The following is a 23,711-nucleotide window of genomic DNA, read 5'->3' on the forward strand; positions in this document are numbered from 1 at the left end:
ACGGGGCATGAGCCGTAAGCGCTGTGGGCAATGAGGCCCACGGCGCACCGTCGGCTCCCCCGGTCGTCGATCTGCCCGCCGGGCGCCCTTCTGCCGCCACCCGCGGCGTCCGCATGTTGGAACGAAGTATCCACTTCTCGGGAATCGCTCCATCATGTAACCTGCACGAAATTTTGCAGCAGCATGAACTTCGCACCACCCAGCAGAGGGCCAACGTCGTCCCTCGGCACTTGAAAATGCCACGACGACGACGGGAGAGCCGATGCGTACGCCGCGCCAGCCGTCCCAGCATTCCACCAGCGGCCAGAACTGGTCGCACATGGATGCTCGCCCTGCCGCCCAGGGCATGTACGACCCGCGCAACGAGCACGACGCCTGCGGCGTCGGCTTCGTGGCCACCCTCACCGGTGAGGCGAGCCACACGCTGGTCGAGCAGGCGCTCACCGTGCTGCGCAACCTGGAACACCGCGGTGCCACCGGCTCCGAGCCCGACTCGGGCGACGGCGCGGGCATCCTGTCCCAGGTTCCGGACGCCTTCCTGCGCGAGTCGGTCGCCTTCGACCTGCCCGCGGCCGGTGCGTACGCCGTCGGTATCGCCTTCCTGCCGGAGCACGACGCGGAGTCCCACGTCGCACGGATCGAGACGCTCGCCGCCGAGGAGGGCCTGAGCGTCCTCGGCTGGCGCGAGGTCCCCGTCGCCCCGCAGCTGCTCGGCTCCATGGCCCGCTCGACGATGCCGTCGTTCCGCCAGGTCTTCGTCGCGGACGGCACCTCCACGGACATCGCGCTCGACCGCAAGGCGTTCGTCCTGCGCAAGCGCGCCGAGCGGGAGGCCGGCGTCTACTTCCCGTCGCTCTCCGCCCGCACGATCGTCTACAAGGGCATGCTGACCACCGGCCAGCTCGAACCCTTCTTCCCCGACCTGTCCGACCGCCGCTTCGCGTCGGCGATCGCCCTGGTCCACTCGCGCTTCTCGACGAACACCTTCCCGTCGTGGCCGCTCGCGCACCCGTACCGGTTCGTCGCCCACAACGGCGAGATCAACACCGTCAAGGGCAACCGCAACTGGATGCGCGCCCGTGAGTCGCAGCTCGCCTCCGAGCTGTTCGGCTCCTCCCGGGAGACGCTGGACCGGATCTTCCCGATCTGTACGCCGGACGCCTCGGACTCGGCGTCCTTCGACGAGGTCCTGGAGCTGCTCCACCTCGGCGGCCGTTCGCTCCCGCACAGCGTCCTGATGATGATCCCGGAGGCGTGGGAGAACCACGACTCCATGGACGCGGACCGGCGCGCCTTCTACCAGTACCACTCCACGATGATGGAGCCCTGGGACGGCCCGGCCTGTGTCACCTTCACCGACGGCGTCCAGGTCGGCGCCGTTCTCGACCGCAACGGCCTGCGTCCCGGCCGCTACTGGGTGACCGACGACGGCCTCGTCGTCCTCGGCTCCGAGGTCGGCGTCCTCGACATCGACCCGGCGAAGGTCGTCCGCAAGGGCCGCCTCCAGCCCGGCCGCATGTTCCTCGTGGACACCGCCGAGCACCGCATCATCGAGGACGACGAGATCAAGGCCGGTCTCGCCGCCGAGCAGCCCTACGCGGAGTGGCTGGAGGCCGGCGAGATCGAGCTGTCCGACCTGCCCGAGCGCGAGCACATCGTGCACACGCACGCCTCCGTCACGCGCCGCCAGCAGACCTTCGGCTACACCGAGGAAGAGCTGCGCATCCTCCTCGCGCCGATGGCCAAGGCCGGCGCCGAGCCGATCGGCTCGATGGGCACGGACACCCCGATCGCGGCCCTCTCGGCCCGCCCGCGGCTCCTCTTCGACTACTTCACCCAGCTCTTCGCGCAGGTCACGAACCCGCCGCTGGACGCCATCCGCGAGGAGCTCGTCACCTCGCTGCGCTCCTCGCTCGGCCCCGGCAGCAACCTGCTGGAGCCCACCGCCGCCTCCTGCCGCTCGGTCACCCTGCCCTTCCCGGTGATCGACAACGACGAGCTGGCCAAGCTCATCCACATCAACGCCGACGGCGACATGCCCGGCATGAAGGCCGCGACCCTGTCCGGCCTGTACCGGGTCTCCGGCGGCGGCGACGCCCTCGCCGCCCGCCTGGACGAGATCTGCGCCGAGGCCGACGCCGCCCTGGAGGCCGGCGCCCGCCTGATCGTGCTCTCCGACCGGCACTCCGACGCCGAGCACGCGCCGATCCCGTCGCTGCTGCTCACCGCCGCCGTCCACCACCACCTCATCCGCACCAAGCAGCGCACCCAGGTGGGCCTGCTGGTCGAGGCCGGCGACGTCCGCGAGGTCCACCACGTCGCGCTGCTCATCGGCTTCGGCGCCGCGGCCGTCAACCCGTACCTGGCGATGGAGTCGGTCGAGGACCTGGTCCGCGCGGGCACGTTCCTCAACGACATAGAGGCCGAGCAGGCCATCCGGAACCTGATCTACGCGCTCGGCAAGGGCGTCCTGAAGGTCATGTCCAAGATGGGCATCTCCACCGTCGCCTCCTACCGCGGCGCCCAGGTCTTCGAGGCCATCGGCCTCGACCAGGGCTTCGTGGAGAAGTACTTCAACGGCACGACCACCAAGCTCGGCGGCGCCGGTCTCGACGTCGTCGCCGGTGAGGTCGCCGCCCGCCACGCCAAGGCCTACCCCGCCTCCGGCATCGCCCCGGCGCACCGCGCCCTGGACATCGGCGGCGAGTACCAGTGGCGCCGCGAGGGCGAGCCGCACCTGTTCGACCCGGACACCGTCTTCCGGCTCCAGCACGCGACCCGCTCGCGCCGCTACGACATCTTCAAGAAGTACACGGGCCGGGTGAACGAGCAGTCGGAGCGTCTGATGACGCTGCGCGGCCTGTTCGGCTTCAAGGACGACGGCCGGCAGCCGATCCCGATCGACGAGGTCGAGCCGGTCTCGGAGATCGTCAAGCGCTTCTCCACCGGTGCCATGTCCTACGGCTCCATCTCGCGCGAGGCCCACGAGACCCTCGCCATCGCGATGAACCAGCTCGGCGGCAAGTCGAACACCGGCGAGGGCGGCGAGGACGCCGACCGGCTGTACGACCCGGCGCGCCGCTCGTCGATCAAGCAGGTCGCCTCCGGCCGCTTCGGCGTCACCAGCGAGTACCTGGTCAACGCCGACGACATCCAGATCAAGATGGCCCAGGGCGCCAAGCCCGGCGAGGGCGGCCAGCTGCCCGGCCACAAGGTCTACCCGTGGGTCGCGAAGACGCGTCACTCGACGCCGGGCGTGGGCCTCATCTCCCCGCCGCCGCACCACGACATCTACTCCATCGAGGATCTGGCCCAGCTGATCCACGACCTGAAGAACGCCAACCCGCAGGCCCGCATCCACGTGAAGCTGGTCTCCGAGGTCGGCGTCGGCACGGTCGCCGCGGGTGTCTCCAAGGCGCACGCCGACGTGGTGCTGATCTCCGGCCACGACGGCGGTACGGGCGCCTCCCCGCTGACCTCGCTGAAGCACGCGGGCGGACCCTGGGAGCTGGGCCTCGCCGAGACCCAGCAGACGCTGCTGCTCAACGGCCTGCGCGACCGCATCGTCGTGCAGACCGACGGCCAGCTGAAGACCGGCCGCGACGTCGTCATCGCCGCGCTGCTCGGCGCCGAGGAGTTCGGTTTCGCGACCGCGCCGCTCGTCGTCTCCGGCTGCGTCATGATGCGCGTCTGCCACCTGGACACCTGCCCGGTCGGCATCGCCACCCAGAACCCGACGCTGCGCGAGCGGTTCTCCGGCAAGGCCGAGTACATCGTCAACTTCTTCGAGTTCATCGCCGAGGAGGTCCGCGAGATCCTCGCCGAGCTGGGCTTCCGCACCATCGAGGAGGCCGTCGGCCGCGCCGAGCTGCTCGACACCGAGCGGGCCGTGCGGCACTGGAAGGCGCAGGGCCTCGACCTGGAGCCGCTCTTCTACGTCCCGGAGCTGCCGGCCGGCGCCGTCCGCCACCAGATCGTCACCCAGGACCACGGCCTGGAGAAGGCGCTGGACAACGAGCTGATCAAGCTCGCCGCCGACGCCCTCGCCGCGAACGACCAGACCGACGCCCAGCCGGTCCGCGCCCAGGTCGCCATCCGCAACATCAACCGCACGGTCGGCACCATGCTCGGCCACGAGGTGACCAAGAAGTTCGGTGGCGCGGGCCTGCCCGACGACACCATCGACATCACCTTCACCGGCTCGGCGGGCCAGTCGTTCGGCGCCTTCGTCCCGCGCGGTGTCACGCTGCGCCTGGAGGGCGACGCCAACGACTACGTCGGCAAGGGCCTCTCCGGCGGCCGCGTCGTGGTCCGCCCGGACCGCGGCGCCGACCACCTCGCCGAATACTCGACGATCGCCGGCAACACCATCGCGTACGGCGCGACCGGCGGCGAACTGTTCCTGCGCGGCCGCACCGGCGAGCGCTTCTGCGTCCGCAACTCCGGTGCCACGGTCGTCTCGGAGGGCGTGGGCGACCACGGCTGCGAGTACATGACCGGCGGTCACGCGGTCGTCCTCGGCGAGACGGGCCGCAACTTCGCGGCCGGCATGTCGGGCGGCATCGCCTACGTCATCGACCTGGACCCGGACAACGTGAACGCCGCGAGCCAGTCCGCGGTCGGCCCGCTGGACGACACCGACAAGCAGTGGCTGCACGACGTGGTGCGCCGCCACCAGGAGGAGACCGGCTCCACGGTCGCCGAGAAGCTCCTGGCCGGGTGGGACACCGCGGTGGACCGCTTCAGCAAGATCATCCCCAGTACGTACAAGGCAGTGCTCGCCGCCAAGGACGCCGCCGAGCGAGACGGTCTGACCGAGACCGAGATCACCGAGAAGATGATGGAGGCGGCGACCAATGGCTGATCCCAAGGGCTTTCTCAACCACGGGCGCGAGGTCGCCACGACCCGCCCCGTCGGCGAGCGCGTGCGGGACTGGAACGAGGTCTACGTTCCGGGCTCCCTGCTCCCCATCATCAGCAAGCAGGCCTCGCGCTGCATGGACTGCGGCATCCCCTTCTGCCACAACGGCTGCCCGCTGGGGAACCTGATCCCCGAGTGGAACGACTACGCGTACCGCGAGGACTGGTCGGCCGCGCAGGAGCGCCTGCACGCGACGAACAACTTCCCGGAGTTCACGGGCCGGCTGTGCCCCGCCCCGTGCGAGTCGGCGTGTGTGCTGGGCATCAACCAGCCGCCCGTCACCATCAAGAACGTCGAGGTCTCGATCATCGACCAGGCGTGGGACCGGGGCGACGTCGCCCCGCAGGTCCCCGAGCGCCTGTCCGGCAAGACCGTCGCCGTCATCGGCTCGGGCCCGGCGGGTCTCGCCGCCGCCCAGCAGCTGACGCGGGCCGGCCACACGGTCGTCGTCTACGAGCGCGCCGACCGCATCGGCGGCCTGCTCCGGTACGGCATCCCCGAGTTCAAGATGGAGAAGCGCCACATCAACCGCCGCATCGAGCAGATGCGCGCGGAGGGCACCAAGTTCCGTACGGGCGTGGAGATCGGCCGCGACCTCGACGCCTCGAAGCTGCGCAAGCGCCACGACGCCGTGGTGATCGCCGCCGGCGCCACGATCTCCCGCGACCTGCCGGTCCCGGGCCGTGAGCTGAACGGCATCCACTTCGCGATGGAGTACCTGCCGCTGTCGAACAAGGTGCAGGAGGGCGACTTCGTGCAGCCCCCCATCACCGCCGAGGGCAAGCACGTCGTCGTCATCGGCGGCGGCGACACCGGCGCCGACTGCGTGGGCACCGCCCACCGCCAGGGCGCCGCCTCGGTCACGCAGCTGGAGATCATGCCGCGCCCCGGCGACGACCGGAACCCGCTCGCCCAGCCGTGGCCGACCTTCCCGATGCTCTACAAGGTCACCTCGGCCCACGAGGAGGGCGGCGAGCGCGTCTACTCGGTGTCCACGACCCACTTCGAGGGCGACGAGGACGGCAACGTCCAGGCGCTGCACCTCACCGAGGTCGAGTTCATCGACGGCAGGCTGACCCCGAAGCCGGGCACGGAGCGCAGCATCCCCGCCCAGCTGGTCACCCTCGCCATGGGCTTCACCGGCACCGACCAGGAGAACGGCATGGTCGGGCAGTTCGCCCTGGACCTCGACGAGCGCGGCAACATCGCCCGCGACGCCGACTTCCAGACGAACGTGCCGGGCGTGTTCGTGGCGGGCGACGCCGGCCGCGGCCAGTCGCTCATCGTGTGGGCCATCGCCGAGGGTCGCTCGGCCGCCCAGGGCGTGGACCGCTTCCTGACCGGCGCGTCGGAACTCCCGGCCCCGATCAAGCCGACGGACCGGGCCCTGGCGGTCTGACGCCCGTCCGAGAACGTCCCGTACAAAGGCGTACGGAACAGAGCGCGACGCTCGCCCCACTGTCCCCGACCGGACGACTGGGCGGGCGTCGCGGTGCGTCCGGGCGCCTACGCGGCGGGCGCGACCCAGGTGGTGATGACGGCGGCCGCGACGGCGAGGACCCCGGTCAGGCCCAGCCAGCGGGCCGCCTCGACGAGCCGCCAGACGGTGCGGGTGCGCCGGCGCTCGTAGGCCAGCAGGCGGTTCGGTTCGCTGTAGACCTCTTCGCCGGGGCGGCCGTGCACGGCGAGCACGCTGAGCCAGGAGGCGGCCACGAGGGCGAGGAAGCCCACGGCGAGCAGCGGGATCACGGTCCAGCGCGCGCCGTCGGGCAGCTTGCTCAGGTTCTCCTGCCCCTTGAGCACGAACACGGCGGCGAGCAGGCCGGTCAGGGACGACAGGTAGGTGCGGTAGCCCTCGGCCTGGTGCAGGGCGACGGCGAGCTGCCGGTGCGGGTCGCGCAGGGCGGCGGCCCGGTCCTCGGCGTTCTCCAGCTGTTCGTCGGTGAAGGGCACGGGACGGCTCAGCTCCCCTGGAGCAGGTGGGCGGGCGGCGCGGTGACGGTCAGCATCGCGCCGCAGCCCCGGCGGTTCTCGGGGCGCGGCTGGTGGTAGCCGTCGCACTGGCAGGACGTGTTCCACGGCAGCGTCCCGGTGGGCTGTTCGCGGCGCCCGAGGAAGCCGCCCTTGGCCAGCACCGGCTGGACCGGCCCGAAGGAGCGAGACATGGCGCACTGGCAGACGGGGCAGGTGCCGCTGGCCGTCAGCTCGGGCTGCCCGTCCTGGTGGCTCAGCGACCAGACGAAGGTGAGGGTCACCGGGTGCCGGTGGCGTCGGTAGGGGGCGGGGGAGGTCATACGGGGGGCTCCGTCGCGGGGTCGTCGTCGGTCGGCGGGGTCGGGTCCCCGGCCGGCAGGGTCAGGCCGAAGAGGCGTGCGTAGCGGGTCAGTCGCGCGCGGACCCCGTCCTCGCCGAGGTCGGTCTCCTCCGCGCAGAGGGCGAGGTGGTTCCGCGGCACGGCCCCGCGGACGGCCGGGGCGCGGCCGGTGAGCTGCTCGGTCAGGACGATGACGTCCTGCCAGTCCGGGACGAGGGCGCGCTCCGACGGGTCGGGGGCGCGGACCGTGACGTCCAGCCCCAGGGCGAGGAAAGGGGCGTAGCGGTCGTAGGTCCTGCCCAGGGTCCAGCCGAAGCGGCCGGCCACGAGGACGAGTTCCAGGGGGCCGAGGACGCCCGGGCCCAGCAGGCCCGCGTCGAACGCGGCGTGGTCGAAGACGTCGGGCGCGAAGGCGTCGAGCTCCTCGGGCAGGGTCTGCGGGGAGGAGCCGGGCAGGGCGGGCGCGCCCAGCCCGGCGAAGGCGGCGAGGCGGCGGACCGTCTCGCCGAGGAGGCAGCGGCTGCTCTCCGCATGGGAGAGGAGGTCGCTGATGGTCAGGTGCTCCTTGAAGCGCTGCGCGCGGCTCAGACCCCAGCGGGAGTTCTGGAGGACGTTCAGGTCCGCGTAGCTCAGGCGGAGGTCGCGCGCGGGGGCCGGTATCCGTACCGCGGACAGCGGGAGGACGGTGTCGGCCGCGGTCAGCTCGTCCGCCGTCAGGCCGAGCTTCTCGCCCGACAGGCACGCCGCCATCAGGAGGTAGAGAAGGGCCGCTCCGGGCTGGGTGAAGTCGGCCCGGGCCCCCTTGTAGCGACTGGGCAGCGTCAGGCGCGACAACGGCGGGAGGCGCTGCCCCGGGTCCCGGTCCACGCCCGTCCAGTCGATCTGGCCGCAGGCGTCCAACGCCGCCAGCGCCTCGGGGAGTTCGTGGGCCGAGTCCGCGTTGTTGGCGCAGATCACGAGATCGGTGAGGAGGATCGGCGCACCGACGTGCTTGCTGCCTCTGGTGTCCATCGCGTCGAGGACCCACGGCGGCACCTGCCAGTCGGCGGCCGGCGGCGGCACCGGCGGGGCGGACACCTTGCTGGTCGGGTGGGTCGTGTCGATCCGCTGAGCGGCCTCCTTGAGGGAGACCTCGGCCTGCTCGGCGATCCGCATGACGTGCAGGATGTCCATGTCGCCTTCGAACCACGGCTCCCGGCGGCCGCCGTCGAAGGAGAGCACCAGCCGCTGCTCCGCCGTCAGCGCCGTGTCGGGCGGGAACGACGTCGGCACGGCCGCGGAGAGGGAGAAGCCGAGCGGCGCCAGGGTCCGTACCCGCTCCGCCAGTTCGTCGTTGCTGTAGGGCGGCGCGGCCCGGGTGAGGAGCGCCACGGGCCCGAACCCGCCCGCGTGCCAGTCGCGGTGGTGGAACCAGGTCGTGCGGTGCCGAAGCCCGTCGGACACCAGCAGGCCCGCGTCGTCCAGGGAGGGGCGCGACCGGGCGAGCGGAAGAGGCAGCGGGGGCGGGCCCGGCACGGCCGACGGGATCCGCGCGTGCAGGCGGGACAGCAGCTCGGCCGTCTCTCCCAGGGAGAGCTCGTGCAGGGCGGCGACGCCGAGCAGCGGCGCGTGCCGGGCGGGCGGGTTCCGGGTCCAGAGGGCGTCCTCCCAGCTGCTCCACGGGCCCTTGTCCTCGCTGCCCAGGGCGCCCAGGAACTGGTCGAGGGACGTGTAGGCGCCGCAGAGGTCCGCCTCGGCCTGGGAGACCTCGAAGCCCTCCCAGGCGCGGATGTCCGCGGTGGCCGGGACGTGCACGCCCGTGATCGCGTAGCGCCGCAGGGCCCGCAGGATCTCCCGGACGGGGCGCTGCCCCTGCGCGGCCGCGTGCAGGAGGCTGTACCACGACTCCGGCAGCAGGGTCTGCTGGAACAGCAGGGCGTCCAGGCCGCCGGGGTCCGGGTAGCCGGGCGGTGCGAAGTCGTCCTCCATGTGGCGCACGCCCAGCCGGGTCTTCCGCCACCGCTTCAGGATCAGCGACTCCTTGGCCCGTCGCCGGCCGAATTCGAAGGTGTTGTCGTCCTCGTCGAGGGGGAGGCACCCGACGACGGCGAGGGGGACGTGTCCGCGGCTCAGTCTCCTCCAGTCCTGGACGTCGGTCCGCGCCAGGGCCTGCTCCGGCAGGGCGTTCAGCACCGTGACGGCCACCCGGGGCGCGAGCCGGGACAGCTCCCACAGCCAGTGCAGGGACACGTCCGTGCACGCGACGACCGCGTCCGGGACACGGTCGAGCACCTCCTGCTCGACCAGCTCTTCGTCGTAGGAGAGGAGCTGGTCACGGTTGACGCTCGGCACCGGCGCGTGCCGTTCCCGCAGATTGACGACCTGTCCGAACAGCTGGGGGGCGTCCTTGATCACGACCCCGTCGAGGAGCAGCTGCCCCTCGCCCTGCACGAGCCAGGCGTCGGTGTCGCCCTCGGACCCGAGCGGGAGGGGAGCGCCGTACCACCCCTCGCGTTTGGCGAGCACTCCCGGTTTCCACGCGAACTCCTTGCTCGTCCCGTCCTCGCCCACCTCCCGTACCGAGACCCGGTGTTCCGTCACCCACAACAGCGCGCGCAGCGTGTCGAGCGCCGAGGCCCGCTTCTCCTCCCCGGTGGCCTCGGCGAGGTAGAGCCGGACCCGGGTGCCGCCGCGCTCCGGCGCCTCCGGGTCCCTCGTTGCGTTGATCTGCAACAGCCCCGACCCGGACTGGATGTCGGCGCGCAGCGCCTCGGTGGCGGGGATGCCGTACCGGTCCACCGGACGCGTCCAGACCACCACCTCGTCGGCCAGCATGAAGTAGCTGAACACCCCGATGCCGAAACGGGAGTTCATGGACTGGTCGGTGATCCCGGCGCGGCGCCAGTTGCGGCGTTCCTGGACGAAGTCGGGGTCCTGCTCGTAGCGCTTGCCGGCGCGCGCGAACATCGACGTCAGGCGGGTGCGCGTCATGCCCGAGCCGTTGTCGCCGCATTCGATGTAGGGCCGCCCGTCGTGCCGGCCCTGGGTGAAGACGATCTCGCCCTCCCACGGCGAGCGGGCCTTTCCGTACTGGCGGCGCATGTCCCGGTAGCGGCAGGCGTCCAGCGCGTTCTGGTACAGCTCGCGCACGGCCAGCATCCGATCGCCGTACAGCTGGGTGCCCATGAGCAGCGGCCGGATCTCGTCCTCGGCCAGCCGGAAGCGCTCCAGGGGTTCCTTGTAGCGGTCCGGCACGGCTCTGAGCTGATCGGTCGTGACGTGCACCGGCAGCCCCCGCAGCAGCGCGGGCCGGGCCGGGTCCTCGCGGAAGGACCGCACCGCGGCGTCGGCCGTGAGCGCCAGCTCCTCCAGGGCCGCGTGCAGCGCGGGGTGCGGGCAGCGGAACCGTACGGTCATCTCGTGCGTGCCGTCGGGCCGCTCCCGCGCGTCGTAGCCGAAGCCGCGCAGCGCCCCCGCCACGTCCCCCGCCACCAGCGGATCATGGGCGCCGAGGTGGTCGACCAGGACGCTGGACAGCCGGCGGGGGTCGGCGGCGAGCAGCGCCGCCGTCCACAGCAGGCGGGCGAGGTCCGGGCCGCGCCACTGGTTGCCGGGCATCGGCCAGTCCGTGATCCACTCCTCGCCGTGCTCCTGCGGGTTGATCCGCGGGCTGTTTCCCGGCTTGACCGTCAGATGGCCCAGGACCTGGCGGAGCTGGTGATCGATCTGCTGTCGGTCGGCGGCGGTGCACGCCGCGTCCGCCGACGCGCCGGCGGACGCCGTGACCGCCCGTACCGTCAGGTCGATCAGCTCGTCGACCGGCCGGTACTCCGGGGGGACCCTGAACCACGGCCGGTCCCAGTCGGCGACGAAGCGGTGCCGCAGCCAGTGGTCGGCGGCCTTCGCCGCGTCGTCGCGGCCGCGTGCGCGCAGGGTCTCCGCGGTGCGCAGGACGAGGGAGTGGGCGCGGCACACGTCCCGCGCGGCGTCGATGACCTGCCGGCGGTGCGGGTCCCGCTCGGTGTGGCGGCCGCGGGGGCCGGGGTCGAACCGGTCGGGTTTCGGCAGCACGGTCCGCAGTTCGTCGAGGGTGATCGCCACGATGCCCTGATGGACGACGGCCGCGGCCAGGAGGCAGGCCGTCTCGGCGGGGGAGAGCCGCTCCTCGCCCCGGAGCGCGGCGCGGCCCACCAGGTCGGCGAGCCGGGCCGCCACGCGCACCGGGTAGTCGGGGTCGTGCCACGGGTCGTCGCGCAGGGCACCGGAGCCGGCCCCGCTGCCGACCACGCACCGGACGAGGTCGGCGAGCCGGTCCTGCACCCGCCGGTGCGTCCCGTCGGTGCCGGAGGTGCTCTTCCACAGGGGCGACTCGCGGATGGCGCGGGTCCACTCCGAGACCTGTTCGGAGCCCGCGCAGATCACCGGGTCCCGCAGCTGTTCGTCCCGCACCGGCCGCGGCACCCGCACCCGCACCTCGGGCGGCTCGATCCCGCGCTGGGTCTCGGCGGTGCGGGCCAGTTCGTCCTGGGTGTGCTCGACCACGTCGTGCAGGGTGCGCGGCGGAGTGAGCGGGGACAGCGCGTCCGCGAGGGCGCGCGCGAACCAGCTGCCCTCGACGGGATCCGCGTACGACCGCTGTCCGCTGCCGCAGCTGTACACCCAGTACGCGTCGTGGTGCACGGACACCGTGCCGTGCTCGGCGTTCTCCTGCGGGGCCTCGGGGTCGGCGGTGCGGCAGATGTCGAGGCAGACGATCGCGGTGACCCCCTGCGGCAGGCGGCGCAGCAGGTGACCGGGTTCGGCGGGCAGCAGGGTCCCCGGGTCGAGGGCGACGGCACCGCCGGGGAGGGGGTAGTCGGGCTGGGCGTCGGCGAGGACCAGGTGGTCGCGTCCGTTGATCGCCTCGCCGTGGCAGGAGAAGTACAGGAAGGCGGTGTCGCCGGGCGCGCACGAACCGAAGAAGCGGGACACCTCGCCGAGCACCGGATTCTGCCCGGTCTTCTCCAGCTTGGTGATCGCCTCGACGTCGTCGGGGGCGTAGCCCGAGTCCCGCAGGACGCCGCGCAGCATCGACACGTCGCGCTCGGCGGCGGCGAGCGGCGGGTACTTCGCGGCGAGTTCGGGAACCTCGTCGAGGTAGGGGGTCCTCGGTACGCCGATCAGCAGCGCCCTTCGTCGTCCCGGACCGCTCGTCCCCTGGACCAGTGCCACCTGCGCGCCCCCTCGTCAGCGTCGGCATCGGCGCCCATTATCGACCCGACGGACCGTGCGCATGCGGGAGTTGGCCAAGGTGGGGACGCCCGGGCGGGTGCGGGCGGCCCGTCGCCCGCCCGGGTGTCCGGGTCACTCAGTTGTGGAAGCCGATGTACCCGTTGCCGTCGCGGTCGTTGCCGGACTTCGTGTACGCGTGGGTGTCCGCGTGCGCGTCCGACGGCTTGTACAGGTAGACCGTGTCCTTGTCGTTGTTCCACATGAAGTTGCAGTTGTTGCGGTAGACGACGTTCTTCGCGTCCGAGTCGCTGCCCTTGCCGCCGCGCAGGCGGACGAAGTCGCCGGGCTGGAGCGTGTGGCTCCTGGTGAACGTGAACCGGTTGCCGGTCCTGTCCTTGACCACGTACCCCTTGAGGTTCACCGACGCGGTCCTGGAGTAGTTCTCGATGGTCACGTACTCCTGGGACGTGTTGCCGCCGGAGCAGCGGTTGTCGTCCCTGCCCGGGGCGTCGTACTGCACCCCGCGGACCTTCAGGGCCGAGCTGTACTCGGTGCCCGCGTGCGCGGGAGCCGCGGTCAGCAGGGTCGCTGCCGCCAGCGCGGAGACGGAGAGCGCGGAGGCGGCGGTCAGAGCCGGACGTATCTGCATGTGTTCCTCACAGGCTTGCGTGGAGACGATGTCGAGCGCGCGTGCGCGGGCGTCCGCGTGAACGCGTGGGGACTTCCGCACGTGGGTGTCCGGGGCGTCAACGGCGCGCTGCGCACGGGTACTTCACAGGTGAGACACATCATCTTCACGTTTGGTTGCGCTGGTTCACCGCGGAACCGCCCGCCTCACCGCACCCGGTAGGTCTCCCCGTACACCCGCCAGGTCAGCGGAGGGTCGAGAGAGAGGTTTCCGTCGTAGAGGAACTGCCGCTGGGCCGTGTCGATGCGGCTGGTGTCCAGGCCCGCCCTCTTCGTCCGCATCGCCTTGCGGCGCAGGTCGAGGAAGATGTCGAGATACGACGCCTCCTCGCCGCCCTGCGAGGGGGTGTCGGCCTCTTTGATCGTCGCCTCGCGCAGGCCGTAGAAGCCGGTGGGCCCGGTGCCCGGACCGTGGAAGACCATCGCGTCGTAGTAGATGAACTGGCCCAGCGTGCCGAGGCCGTCGAGCTTGGCGAGGCGGACCGCCGGGTCGAAGTAGACCCGGTCGCGGTCGGCGTCCTGGGCGTCGCGGAACGCCTGGTGGGTGGCCTCCTTCCGCCAGGCCGCCGGGAAACCGGGATCCAGGCCGTCGTGCGCGTCCGTCCCGTCGACCTCGCGCAGGGCGGGGAGGTAGCGGGCGAGGCCGTTGTCCGGGTGGCTCCTCGTGTAGCGCTCGACCAGGGCCAGCAGGTCGTGGGTGCCGGTGCAGAAGCCGATGACGCCGGCCGTGTAGCCCTGGCCGTCGCCTATGTCCTCGATATAGCCGTACGCGCTGCGCCAGTCGAGCGTGGAGTTCTCCGCGCTGGCCACGATCCGCTGCGCCAGCTCCTTCTTCTCCGGCGCGGCCAGGCCCGGCGGGAGGCTCGCGATCATCCGGTCGTCGGCCCTGCGCTCCGCGGCCGATCCGTCCCGCCCGGGGGAGTGCGCCGACGCGGACGCCGAGGGACGGGCCGGGGAGCCGTCGGCCTCGCTGCCGGGCGACAGGAGGTAGAACGCCGCGGTGGTGGCGGGGGCCACGGCGACGAAGGAGAGGAGCAGGCATCCGGCGCGTTTCATGCGGCACACAGTAAAGCCACGACACCTCCACCCCGGAGCGGGGCGGGCGCCCGCCGGCCCGGCCCACCATTGACTCCACGTCGGCCGAGGGCCAGGCTCGGGCCGGTCGCCCTTCCGGCACACAAGGTCACGGGAGGTCCGATGAGCACCGGAGCACGAGCGGGACTGGAGGAACTGAGTGCGGAGCTGGGCGCCCGGCCCCCGTCCTCCTTCACCGCGCTGTCCGCCGAGGGGCTCGCCGTGCTGAGCGACGCGCTGCGCCGGGAACGCGCGCGCCGCGCCGCCGGTCTGCACGAGGCCGCGGAGCAGGCGCTCACCCTCGTGCCCGCCCCGGCCAGGGGCGCCGTCCGCAAGATCCTGTTCCGCCCGTCAGGAGGCGCACGACCGTGAACGGTTCCGACCGGCTGGAGTGCCGGGCCGAAGTGCTCAAGATCGAACGGGTGCTCGCCGTCGCCCCGGGCGGGCTCTCCTTCCTCGACGGGCGGTCCGCCGCCGACCTGCGGCGCTTTCGCGAGCAGGCCGTCGCCGCGCTCTTCGACCGGGCGCCCGACATGATCGACCGGATCGCCGCCGCCACCCGGCTGGTGCCCGCGGCCGTCTCCGCCGCCATCGCCCAGAAGGCGCTCGGGCCACGGCTCGCCGGCGCCGTCGCGGGCCGGCTCGAACCCGCCCGGGCCGCCGCCGTCATCGACAGACTGCCCGTGGCCTTCACCGCCGAGGCCTGCGCCCACCTCGACCCGCGCCGTATCCGCGCCGTCGTCGACCGGCTCGACGAGGACCTCCTCGTCCGCATCGCCGTGGCCCTCGCGGAGCGCGGCGACCACCTCACCATGGGGCGGTTCGTCGGACACCTGCGGGACTCGGCGCTGCTCCGCATCATTCCCCGGGTCGACGACGAGGCCGTGCTGCGCACCGGCTTCCTCATCGACCGGCGCGACCGGCTCGCCCAGGTCGTCGAACTGATGGGGCAGGAGCGGCTGGCCCAGGTCGTCGCGGCGGCCTCCGGCGCGGGACTGTGGCCGGAGGCGCTGGCCGTGGCCGGCATGGTCACCGGCGAACGGCGCACCCAGATCGCCGAACTCACCGCCGACCGCCCGCGGGCGGAACTGGAGTCCCTGGTGGCCCTCGCGACCGCCGAGGGGCTGTGGCCCGCGCTGCTGCCGCTCGTCGCGCTCCTCGACGACGACCGGCTGCGCACCGTCGCCGCGCTGCCCGCGCTGCGTGATCCGGCCGTGCTCGCGGACCTGGTGCGGGCGGTGGCGGCGGGCGGCCTGTGGGGTGCGTTCCTGCCCCTGGCGGACGCGCTGCCGACCGGATCCCGCGCCGTGATCGCCGCGACGGCGGCCGGGCTGGCGCGGGCCGATCTGACGGCGTTCCTCGTCGAGGTGGCCGAGCGGGGGCTGTGGGAGACGGCCCTGCCCCTGGTCGAGCTGATGCCGGACGCCGGGAAGGAACGGGTCTTCGCCCTCCCGGCCTTCCGGGGGGCCGGTCCCCGGGCCTGAGCGGGTGGCCGCCGGTCGGGGCCTCGGCGCGCCCGGCCGACCGCGCCGAGGCCCCGACCGGCGCGCGGAAGCGGTCCCGTACGCTCGGTCTCCGTGATCCACATAGACGTACGGGACCTCCCCGCCGCCGACCGCACCGCCGCCACCTGGAAGAACGGCGGTGGTGTCACCCGCGAGATCCTCTGCGACCCGCAGGGCGCGGACATGGCGGACTTCGCCTGGCGGGTGAGCCTCGCGGAGGTCGGGAGCGACGGCCCCTTCTCGGCGTTCCCCGGCGTCGACCGCACCCTCGTCATGGCCGCGGGCGACGGCATGGAACTGACCGTCGACGACCGGCCCGTCCTCGTCGACGGCCCGTACGTGCCCCGGGACCTGCCCGGGGACGCCCCCACCGACTGCCGGCTGCTCGGCGCCGGGAACGTCGTCAACCTCAACGTCATGTGGCGACGCGACGTCCTCCCCACACCCCCGTCCGTCTCCGTCGTGCGCGGCCGCCTCGAACTCGGCCCCGGCCCCACGCTCGTCGTGGCGCTCGGCGAGGACGGCGCCGAGGTGGCGGGCCGGGTGCTCGGCCGGTACGACGCCGCTCTGGTCACCGGCGCCGCGCCGCTCCGCGCCACGGGCCCCACCGCCGTCGTCACCGTTCCCGTGTCCGTATCCGGGGCCGAGTCCGGGGCCGGGGCCGTCGGCCCCTGATCCGCGGTTCGGGAGCCGAAGGCGACGCACACGGCAACCCCGTCCACGCCTGGGTCCGTCTCCGGGGCCGGGTCCGTCTCCGGGTCCGGGTCCGGGTCCGTCTCCGTCTCCGGGGCACACCCGGGGTCCGGCCGGGCGTTTCCGTGGTCCCTCCTGGTGTTCAGCCTGTGGTCGAACCCCCGTCCACCGTGAACTCCGTCCCCGTGACGTACGACGCCGCGTCCGACGCGAGGAAGAGCACGAGCGCCCCGACCTCGTCCGGGCGGCCCATCCGGCCCAGGGGCAGATGCGACCAGTCCCGCCCGGCGGCCGTCGACGCCACCATCGGGGTGTCGATCGCCCCCGGGTGCACCGAGTTCACCCGGATCCCGTACGGCGCCAGGTCCAGCGCCGACGACCTCGTGAGCCCGCGCAGGCCGAACTTCGACGACCCGTACGCCGCGTGCCCCTTGATGCCGACGAGCCCGGCGGTCGATGAGATGTTCACGATCGAGCCGCCCCCGGCCGCTCTCAGCGCCGGGACCACGGCCTGGATCCCGAGGAACGGCCCGAGCAGATTGACCCGCAGCAGCATCGCGAAGTTCTCGTACGTCTCCTCCTCGACGGACGCGGTACGCCACAGCGCCGCGTTGTTCACGAGCACGTCGAGGCGCCCGAAGGTGTCGAGCGCCGCGCGCACGGCCCCGGCCCAGTCGTCCGCGGACGTCACGTCGTGCCGCACGAACACCCCGCGCACGCCGAGCGACGCGGCGACCTCCCGGCCCTCCTCCTCCCGTACGTCCGTGACCACGACCCGCGCTCCGGCCTCGGCGATCAGCCCCGCCTCGGCCGCACCCTGACCGCGTCCGGCACCCGTGACGATCACGACCTTGCCGTCCAGCGACACCGCCACCCACCTCCCCTCCGGCACCTCGCCCCACTTCTCACCGGGTACTCCGACCCGTGCGGTAACCCCGGCCCCCCTCTCTCTCAGCTCCTCTTCTCCTTCTCCCCGGACGAGCCCTCCTCCGGCGAGTTCTCCTCCGGTGCCCTCTCCTCCGATGACCCCTCCGCCGATGCCCCTCCTACCGCGAGTCCTCCTCCCGCGAGTCCTCCTCCCGCGAGTCCTCCTCCCGCGACCGGTACGGAGCCCTCCCCGCCGCCCCGGAGGAGCACTCCGCGGCCACCACGCGCGCCCGGCACCACGCCGGCGTCCCCCACGCGTCCCGCAACGGCCGCGCCTTCCGCAGCCACAGCGACAGGTCCAGCTCCTCCGTGTAGCCCACGGCGCCGTGCAGGTGCAGTGCTGCCCGAGCCGCCCGGTACGCCGCCTCACCCGCCGCCACCTTGGCCGCCGCCACGTCCCGCCCCGCCAGGGACACCGCCGCCCCGAACACGAGGGGCCGCGCGAACTCCAGACCGAGCAGCGCGTCCGCGAGCCGGTGCTTGACCGCCTGGAACGAGCCGATCGGCACCCCGAACTGTCTGCGCCGCCCCACGTACTCGACCGTTCTGCGCAGCAACTCCAGGCCGACGCCGAGCGACTGCGCGGCCGTGAGCAGCGCGGCCAGATCGGTGGCCCGCGCCACGGCCGGTGCCGCGTCCCCGGCGATCACCTCACCGGCCTCGGCCCGGAACAGCCGCCGGGCCGGATCGGCGGACTCCACGAACGCCCCCCGCGCCGCGGCGCTCCGCACCTCGGACCCCTCCATGAGGAACGCCGCGTCCACGACATCGGCGTCCAGCAGATAGCCGTCCGCCCCCGCCCCCAGCGACACCGCCGCCCGCCCGTCGGCGATCCTCGGCAGCCACTCCTTCGCGGCCCCACCGTCCCGCGCGAGCCCGCCCAGCAGCACCGCCGCGGCGGCCGTCTCCACGAGCGGGCCCGGCACCGCGTGCCGTCCCAGCTCCACGAACGCCAGCGCCAGCTCGACCGGCAGCACCCCCACGCCCTCGTACGCCTCGGGCACGGCGAGAGCGAAGACGCCCGCCTCCGCGATCCGCGCCCACAGCTCCCGCCCCGGCTCCGGATCGCCACCCGCCCACGCGCGAACGGCCGACGGGGTGTCCGCCGCGCCCAGCATCCGGTCGAGGGTGCGGCCGAACTCCGCCTGCTCGGGGTCCAGCAGGAACCTCATCAGCGGCGCCCCTTCGGCAGGCCGAGCAGCCGCTCGGCGATGATGTCGCGCTGTATCTCGTTCGTCCCCGCGTAGATCGGGCCCGCCAGCGAGAAGACGTACCCCTCCGCCCACGCGCCGTCCGCCCGCTCGCCCTCCGCACCGAGCAGTTCGAGCGCGGTCTCGTGCAGCGCGATGTCGTACTCCGACCAGAACACCTTGTTGAGACTGGACTCGGCGCCGATCCGCCCGCCCGCCGCGAACCGCGACGCGCTGGCGTACGTGAACAGCTCGTAGGCGCGCGCCCCGATCAGCGCGTCCGCCACCCGGTCGCGCACCGCCGGATCCGCGCCCTGCTCCCGCCACAGCCGCAGCAGCCGCTCCGCGGAGGCGAGGAACCGGCCGGGGGAGCGCAGGGTCAGCCCCCGCTCGTTCCCCGTCGTCGACATCGCGATGCGCCAGCCCTGGCCGGGCTCGCCGATCACGTCCTCGTCCGGCACGAACACGTCGTCCAGGAACAGCTCGGCGAAGGCCGGCCGCCCGTCGAGCCGGCCGATCGGGCGGACCGTGACACCCGGCGCGCGCAGGTCGAACATCAGATAGGTGAGCCCGTGGTGCGGCGCGGGCGCGTCCGGGTCCGTGCGGAAGATGCCGAACGCCCGGTCCGCGAACGCCGCCCGCGACGACCACGTCTTCTGCCCGCGCAGCAGCCAGCCGCCGTCCGTGCGCACCGCCCGCGACCGCAGCGCCGCCAGGTCCGAACCCGCCTCCGGCTCCGACCACGCCTGCGCCCAGACCACCTCACCGCTCGCCATGGACGGCAGCACCCGCGCCCGCTGCTCGTCCGTCGCGTGGTCGAACAGCGTGGGGGCGAGGAGATGGATGCCGTTCTGCGAGACGCGCCCCGGGGCGCCCGCCGCGTAGTACTCCTCCTCGAAGACCAGCCATCCGAAGATGTCGACCCCACGGCCCCCGAACTCCTCGGGCCACGACACCACCGACCAGCGGTCGGCGGCCAGTTCGGCCTCCCACGCGCGGTGCGCGGCGAACCCCTCCGCCGTCTCCAGGGACGGCAGCGGCCCGGCCGGCACGTGCGCCGCCAGCCACCGCCGCGCCTCGGCGCGGAACGCGTCCTCGTCCGCCGTGAAGTCCAGATCCATCACCCACCCGCCCTTCCGGCCCCGGCCCGCTTCATCGCTCCGACATCCATGCCGCCCAGGGGGTCGGCGCCCGTCTCCGCGTTGTGCGCGTGGGCGAGCTGGTGCAGGCCGAACACCGAGTCCAGGCCCGGCTGAAGGCCTTGCAGGTCCTCCGCCTGGTTCACCGCGCGCTTGGCCAGGGCGAGGCCGAGCGGCGGCATGCCGGCGACCCGCCGCGCCAGCTCGTCCGTGGCGGCGCCGAGCTCGGGCCGCCGCACCACCTTGTTCACCATCCCCACCTCGTACGCCCGGCGGGCGCTCATCCGGTCGCCCGTGAACAGGAACTCCTTCGCGATCCGCGGCGGCATCACCCACGGGTGCGCGAAGTACTCGACGCCCGGTATCCCCATCCGCACCACCGGGTCCGCGAAGAAGGCGTCCTCGCTCGCCACGATCAGGTCGCACACCCACGCCAGCATCAGCCCGCCCGCCACGCACGCCCCGTGCACCGAGGCGATCACCGGCTTGGGCAGCTCGCGCCAGCGGCGGCACATGCCCAGATACACCTCCGACTCGCGCGCGAACCGGGACTCCGCGCCCCGCCGGTCGCTGTGGTCCCACCACAGCCCCGCGCGCCGCTCGAACGGCAGGTGCGCGTCCCGCTCGGGGCTGCCGATGTCGTGCCCCGCCGAGAAGTGCTCGCCCGCGCCCGCGAGCACCACGACCTTGACGGCGGAGTCCGCCGAGGCGTCGTAGAACGCCGCGTCGAGGGCGTACGTCATCGCCGAGTTCTGGGCGTTGCGGTACCGCGGCCGGTTCAGCGTCACGTGCGCGACCGGGCCGTCCACCGCGTACAGAACGGGCGGTGCGGCGTCGCCGTCTGGTCCGGGCATCGGAACCCTCCTTCCCTAACAAGTGTTTGGTAGGTTATCGTAGCGACATGAGCGGCGTCGAGGGTCTCCGGCAGAAATCCGCTCAAACCGACCGGCCGAGCAGCGAGTTAGCGAGTTGAGGAGGTGCGGACATGGCCGCTCCCGCATACGAGCCGGCGCACGACCTGCTCGCCGGCCGGACCGCAGTGATCACCGCGGCCGCCGGGGCCGGCATCGGCGGCGCCACGGCCCGCAGATTCCTGGAGGAGGGCGCCCGCGTCCTCATCAGCGACGCGCACACCCGCCGCCTCCAGGAGTCCGAGCGGGCGCTCGCCGAGGAGTTCGGCGCCTCGCGGGTGGCGGCACTCCCGTGCGACGTCACCGACGAGGAGCAGGTCGCCGCCCTGTTCGCCCGCGCCCACGCCCTGCACGGCGGACTCGACATCGTCGTCAACAACGCGGGACTGGGCGGCACTTCGGCCCTCGTGGACATGAGCGACGAGCAGTGGAGCAAGGTCCTCGACGTGACGCTGAACGGCACGTTCCGCTGCACCCGTGCCGCTCTGCGCGCCTACCGCGACACCGGCCGCACCGGCGTCGTCGTCAACAACGCCTCGGTGGTGGGCTGGCGCGCCCAGGAGGGCCAGGCGCACTACGCGGCGGCCAAGGCGGGCGTCATGGCACTGACCCGCTGCGCCGCCGTGGAGGCGGCGGCGTACGGCGTCCGGGTCAACGCCGTGTCACCGAGCCTCGCCATCCATCCTCACCTGGTGAAAGTCACCTCGGAGGAGGTGCTGGCGGAGCTGACCCGCAAGGAGGCCTTCGGCAGATACGCCGAGCCGTGGGAGGTGGCCAATGTGATCGTGTTCCTCGCCTCCGGCTACTCGTCGTACATGACGGGCGAGACCGTGTCCGTGAGCAGCCAGCACCCATGACCGATCCGACGAGGACCACAATGGTCGCGTGCCTACGAAGAAGAAGCCCCAGGTGACCGCATCGCCCGAGCGGCGTCGTGAACTCCTCGACACCGCCGCAGAGGTCTTCGCGGCCCAGGGGTACAACGCCACCACCGTCCGCAAGATTGCCGACCGGGCGGGCATGCTCGCCGGCAGCCTCTACTACCACTTCGACTCCAAGGAATCGATGCTCGAGGAGATCCTGCGGACCTTCCTCGACGAGCTGTGGGCGGGCTACGACGCGGTGCTCGACGCCGAGCACGACCCGCGCGAAACCCTGGAGGCCCTGGTCACCGAGTCCTTCCGGGAGATCGACCGGCACCGCGCCGCCGTCGCGATCTACCAGAAGGAGGCCAAGCACCTCGCCGTGCAGGACCGCTTCGCCTTCCTCGCGGCGTCCCAGCGCGCGTTCGAGAAGGCGTGGCTGACGACCCTGGAGCGCGGGGTCGAGGACGAGAGCTTCCGCGCCGATCTCGACATCCGCCTCACCTACCGGTTCGTCCGCGACACCGTGTGGGTGGCCGCCTCCTGGTACCGGCCCGGCGGACAGCACAGCCCCGAGGAGATCGCCCGCCAGTACCTCTCGATGGTGCTGGACGGCATCGCCGTACGGCCGACCTAGCCGTACGCGTCCACAGACACGGAAGGGTTCCGCCATGGCCGAGGCCTACATCGTCGAAGCGGTCCGCACGCCCGTCGGGCGGCGCAAGGGAGGCCTCTCGGGTGTCCACCCGGCCGACCTGGGCGCCCACGTCCTCAAGGAACTCGTCACCCGTGCCGGCGTCGACCCGGCCGCCGTCGAGGACGTCGTCTTCGGCTGCCTCGACACCGTGGGCCCGCAGGCCGGCGACATCGCCCGCACCTGCTGGCTGGCGGCCGGCCTGCCCGAGGAGGTCCCCGGCGTCACCGTCGACCGGCAGTGCGGCTCCTCCCAGCAGGCCCTCCACTTCGCCGCCCAGGGCGTGCTCTCCGGCACCCAGGACCTGGTCGTCGCGGGCGGCGTGCAGAACATGACGATGATCCCGATCGCCTTCGCCTCCCGGCAGGCCGCCGAACCCCTCGGCCTCACCGACGGCCCCTACCTCGGCAGCGAAGGCTGGCGCGCCCGCTACGGCGACCTGCCGGTGAACCAGTTCCACGGCGCCGAACTGATCGCCCAGAAATGGCGGATCACCCGCCGCGACCAGGAGGAATGGGCCCTCCAGTCGCACCGGCGCGCGCTCCGCGCCATCGACGGGGGCCGCTTCGAGCGCGAGACGGTCGCCTACGCGGACGTGCGCGTCGACGAGGGGCCGCGCCGCGACACCACCCTGGAGAAGATGGCCGGCCTCAAGCCCGTCGTCGAGGGCGGCACCATCACCGCCGCCTGCTCCTCCCAGGTCTCCGACGGCGCCGCGGCCCTCCTCGTCGCCTCCGAGCGGGCGGTCCGTGAGCACGGACTCACCCCCCGTGCCCGCGTCCACCACCTCTCCGTCCGCGGCGAGGACCCCATCCGCATGCTGTCCGCGCCGATCCCCGCGACCGCGTACGCGCTGAAGAAGACCGGCATGAGCATCGCCGACATGGACCTCGTGGAGATCAACGAGGCGTTCGCACCCGTCGTCCTCGCCTGGCTCAAGGAGACCGGCGCCGACCCGGAGAAGGTCAACGTGAACGGCGGGGCGATCGCCCTCGGCCACCCCCTCGGCGCCACCGGAGTCAAGCTGATGACCACCCTCCTGCACGAGCTGGAGCGCACCGGCGGACGCTTCGGTCTCCAGACCATGTGCGAGGGCGGAGGCCAGGCCAACGTGACGATCATCGAGCGACTGTGAAGATCCACCTCCGCCGTGCTAAGGTCTCCGTGTTGCAGTTTTGGTACCCATAGACTTTATGTGCGCCTGACGGGAATGTTCCTCAGGCGCATTATTGTTTTCCGGGGTGTGTTCCCGGAATCCGGCGTTCTCATGAGCGTTCTCGGAATGGGGGCTGCTACCTGTTCAAGGAGAATGACATGGCCACCGGTACCGTGAAGTGGTTCAACTCGGAAAAGGGCTTCGGCTTCATCGAGCAGGACGGCGGCGGCGCCGACGTCTTCGCCCACTACTCGAACATCGCCACCTCGGGCTTCCGTGAGCTCCAGGAGGGCCAGAAGGTGACGTTCGACGTCACCCAGGGTCAGAAGGGCCCCCAGGCGGAGAACATCGTCCCCGCCTGATCTCGCCTGATCGAGCATTTCCGGGCCGGGGTCCGCACCGCTGTCGGTGCGGGCCCCGGCTCATGCTGTCCCCGTCCCCGGAAGG

Annotated in this window: 18 protein-coding genes; 9 read left to right on the forward strand and 9 right to left on the reverse strand. The window is 72.6% G+C overall.

Going from position 1 to position 23,711, the window contains the following annotated elements; translation table 11 throughout:
* The first annotated feature begins 262 nt into the window (after window positions 1–262).
* Complete coding sequence (gene gltB / locus ACIP5K_RS09020) at window positions 263–4,864, forward strand: glutamate synthase large subunit (protein ID WP_401406984.1); 4,602 nt, start codon at window positions 263–265, stop codon at window positions 4,862–4,864.
* Window positions 4,857–6,320 (forward strand): glutamate synthase subunit beta, encoded by a 1,464-nt coding sequence (locus tag ACIP5K_RS09025; protein ID WP_401406986.1) that lies wholly within the window; start codon window positions 4,857–4,859, stop codon window positions 6,318–6,320. Before gltB ends, ACIP5K_RS09025 begins: the two co-directional genes overlap by 8 nt.
* A 107-nt stretch (window positions 6,321–6,427) precedes the next feature.
* Here the strand turns inward: ACIP5K_RS09025 and ACIP5K_RS09030 are convergent, their stop codons facing one another.
* The 5 genes from ACIP5K_RS09030 to ACIP5K_RS09050 all read right to left on the reverse strand — a co-directional run bounded on the left by ACIP5K_RS09030 (window position 6,428) and on the right by ACIP5K_RS09050 (window position 14,168).
* Window positions 6,428–6,874, reverse strand: a complete 447-nt coding sequence (locus tag ACIP5K_RS09030) for a hypothetical protein (protein WP_401406988.1) — start codon at window positions 6,872–6,874, stop codon at window positions 6,428–6,430.
* Between the two features lie 8 nt (window positions 6,875–6,882).
* Complete coding sequence (locus ACIP5K_RS09035; protein ID WP_401406990.1) at window positions 6,883–7,215, reverse strand: hypothetical protein; 333 nt, start codon at window positions 7,213–7,215, stop codon at window positions 6,883–6,885.
* On the reverse strand, window positions 7,212–12,425 hold the full coding sequence (locus tag ACIP5K_RS09040) for a caspase family protein (RefSeq protein ID WP_401406993.1): 5,214 nt from the start codon (window positions 12,423–12,425) through the stop codon (window positions 7,212–7,214). The genes ACIP5K_RS09035 and ACIP5K_RS09040 overlap by 4 nt, the downstream gene beginning before the upstream one ends.
* 136 nt (window positions 12,426–12,561) lie before the next feature.
* Window positions 12,562–13,074: a lamin tail domain-containing protein gene (locus ACIP5K_RS09045; RefSeq protein ID WP_401406995.1), complete on the reverse strand. Its 513-nt coding sequence runs from the start codon at window positions 13,072–13,074 to the stop codon at window positions 12,562–12,564.
* Between the two features lie 185 nt (window positions 13,075–13,259).
* Window positions 13,260–14,168, reverse strand: a complete 909-nt coding sequence (locus tag ACIP5K_RS09050) for a chitosanase (RefSeq protein WP_401406997.1) — start codon at window positions 14,166–14,168, stop codon at window positions 13,260–13,262.
* 141 nt (window positions 14,169–14,309) lie between these two features.
* Between ACIP5K_RS09050 and ACIP5K_RS09055 the strand changes: the two genes are divergently transcribed.
* The 3 genes from ACIP5K_RS09055 (at window position 14,310) to ACIP5K_RS09065 (ending at window position 16,366) form a co-directional block, all read left to right on the forward strand.
* Window positions 14,310–14,558 carry a hypothetical protein gene (locus tag ACIP5K_RS09055; RefSeq protein WP_401406999.1) on the forward strand — a complete coding sequence of 83 codons (249 nt, stop codon included), beginning with the start codon at window positions 14,310–14,312 and terminating at the stop codon, window positions 14,556–14,558.
* Window positions 14,555–15,670 (forward strand): hypothetical protein, encoded by a 1,116-nt coding sequence (locus ACIP5K_RS09060; protein ID WP_401407001.1) that lies wholly within the window; start codon window positions 14,555–14,557, stop codon window positions 15,668–15,670. Before ACIP5K_RS09055 ends, ACIP5K_RS09060 begins: the two co-directional genes overlap by 4 nt.
* A 93-nt stretch (window positions 15,671–15,763) precedes the next feature.
* The gene (locus ACIP5K_RS09065) at window positions 15,764–16,366 is read left to right on the forward strand and encodes a HutD family protein (RefSeq protein WP_401407003.1); all 603 of its coding nucleotides are present in this window, start codon (window positions 15,764–15,766) and stop codon (window positions 16,364–16,366) included.
* 160 nt (window positions 16,367–16,526) lie between these two features.
* On the opposite strand, the gene ACIP5K_RS09070 is transcribed toward ACIP5K_RS09065, so the two are convergent.
* From ACIP5K_RS09070 to ACIP5K_RS09085, 4 genes are all read right to left on the reverse strand, one after another.
* Window positions 16,527–17,252, reverse strand: a complete 726-nt coding sequence (locus tag ACIP5K_RS09070; RefSeq protein WP_401407560.1) for an SDR family NAD(P)-dependent oxidoreductase — start codon at window positions 17,250–17,252, stop codon at window positions 16,527–16,529.
* Between the two features lie 178 nt (window positions 17,253–17,430).
* Window positions 17,431–18,483: an acyl-CoA dehydrogenase family protein gene (locus tag ACIP5K_RS09075; RefSeq protein WP_401407005.1), complete on the reverse strand. Its 1,053-nt coding sequence runs from the start codon at window positions 18,481–18,483 to the stop codon at window positions 17,431–17,433.
* Entirely contained in the window at window positions 18,483–19,622 is a 1,140-nt protein-coding gene (locus ACIP5K_RS09080; RefSeq protein WP_401407007.1) for an acyl-CoA dehydrogenase family protein, read from the reverse strand. Before ACIP5K_RS09080 ends, ACIP5K_RS09075 begins: the two co-directional genes overlap by 1 nt.
* The gene (locus ACIP5K_RS09085; protein ID WP_401407009.1) at window positions 19,622–20,494 is read right to left on the reverse strand and encodes an enoyl-CoA hydratase; all 873 of its coding nucleotides are present in this window, start codon (window positions 20,492–20,494) and stop codon (window positions 19,622–19,624) included. The genes ACIP5K_RS09080 and ACIP5K_RS09085 overlap by 1 nt, the downstream gene beginning before the upstream one ends.
* Before the next feature lie 131 nt (window positions 20,495–20,625).
* Between ACIP5K_RS09085 and ACIP5K_RS09090 the strand changes: the two genes are divergently transcribed.
* From ACIP5K_RS09090 to ACIP5K_RS09105, 4 genes are all read left to right on the forward strand, one after another.
* On the forward strand, window positions 20,626–21,408 hold the full coding sequence (locus ACIP5K_RS09090; protein WP_401407011.1) for an SDR family oxidoreductase: 783 nt from the start codon (window positions 20,626–20,628) through the stop codon (window positions 21,406–21,408).
* A 28-nt stretch (window positions 21,409–21,436) separates the two neighbouring features.
* On the forward strand, window positions 21,437–22,051 hold the full coding sequence (locus tag ACIP5K_RS09095) for a TetR/AcrR family transcriptional regulator (protein WP_401407013.1): 615 nt from the start codon (window positions 21,437–21,439) through the stop codon (window positions 22,049–22,051).
* A gap of 34 nt (window positions 22,052–22,085) precedes the next feature.
* On the forward strand, window positions 22,086–23,243 hold the full coding sequence (locus ACIP5K_RS09100; RefSeq protein WP_401407015.1) for an acetyl-CoA C-acetyltransferase: 1,158 nt from the start codon (window positions 22,086–22,088) through the stop codon (window positions 23,241–23,243).
* Between the two features lie 179 nt (window positions 23,244–23,422).
* Window positions 23,423–23,626, forward strand: coding sequence for a cold-shock protein (locus ACIP5K_RS09105; RefSeq protein WP_004985680.1), 204 nt, complete (start codon window positions 23,423–23,425; stop codon window positions 23,624–23,626).
* The last annotated feature ends 85 nt before the right edge of the window (window positions 23,627–23,711 follow it).

The sequence above is a fragment of the Streptomyces sp. NPDC088785 genome, from assembly GCF_044750685.1.
Classification (GTDB): Bacteria; Actinomycetota; Actinomycetes; order Streptomycetales; family Streptomycetaceae; genus Streptomyces.

What these genes read in the sequence shown, in the direction of transcription:
- ACIP5K_RS09105 (WP_004985680.1), top strand. Translation starts at nt 23,423, where the DNA reads ATGGCCACCGGTACCGTGAAGTGGTTCAACTCGGAAAAGGGCTTCGGC.
- ACIP5K_RS09100 (WP_401407015.1), top strand. Translation starts at nt 22,086, where the DNA reads ATGGCCGAGGCCTACATCGTCGAAGCGGTCCGCACGCCCGTCGGGCGG.
- ACIP5K_RS09055 (WP_401406999.1), top strand. Translation starts at nt 14,310, where the DNA reads ATGAGCACCGGAGCACGAGCGGGACTGGAGGAACTGAGTGCGGAGCTG.
- ACIP5K_RS09045 (WP_401406995.1), bottom strand. Translation starts at nt 13,074, where the DNA reads ATGCAGATACGTCCGGCTCTGACCGCCGCCTCCGCGCTCTCCGTCTCC.
- ACIP5K_RS09090 (WP_401407011.1), top strand. Translation starts at nt 20,626, where the DNA reads ATGGCCGCTCCCGCATACGAGCCGGCGCACGACCTGCTCGCCGGCCGG.
- gltB (WP_401406984.1), top strand. Translation starts at nt 263, where the DNA reads ATGCGTACGCCGCGCCAGCCGTCCCAGCATTCCACCAGCGGCCAGAAC.
- ACIP5K_RS09080 (WP_401407007.1), bottom strand. Translation starts at nt 19,622, where the DNA reads ATGGATCTGGACTTCACGGCGGACGAGGACGCGTTCCGCGCCGAGGCG.
- ACIP5K_RS09050 (WP_401406997.1), bottom strand. Translation starts at nt 14,168, where the DNA reads ATGAAACGCGCCGGATGCCTGCTCCTCTCCTTCGTCGCCGTGGCCCCC.
- ACIP5K_RS09075 (WP_401407005.1), bottom strand. Translation starts at nt 18,483, where the DNA reads ATGAGGTTCCTGCTGGACCCCGAGCAGGCGGAGTTCGGCCGCACCCTC.
- ACIP5K_RS09035 (WP_401406990.1), bottom strand. Translation starts at nt 7,215, where the DNA reads ATGACCTCCCCCGCCCCCTACCGACGCCACCGGCACCCGGTGACCCTC.
- ACIP5K_RS09085 (WP_401407009.1), bottom strand. Translation starts at nt 20,494, where the DNA reads ATGCCCGGACCAGACGGCGACGCCGCACCGCCCGTTCTGTACGCGGTG.
- ACIP5K_RS09025 (WP_401406986.1), top strand. Translation starts at nt 4,857, where the DNA reads ATGGCTGATCCCAAGGGCTTTCTCAACCACGGGCGCGAGGTCGCCACG.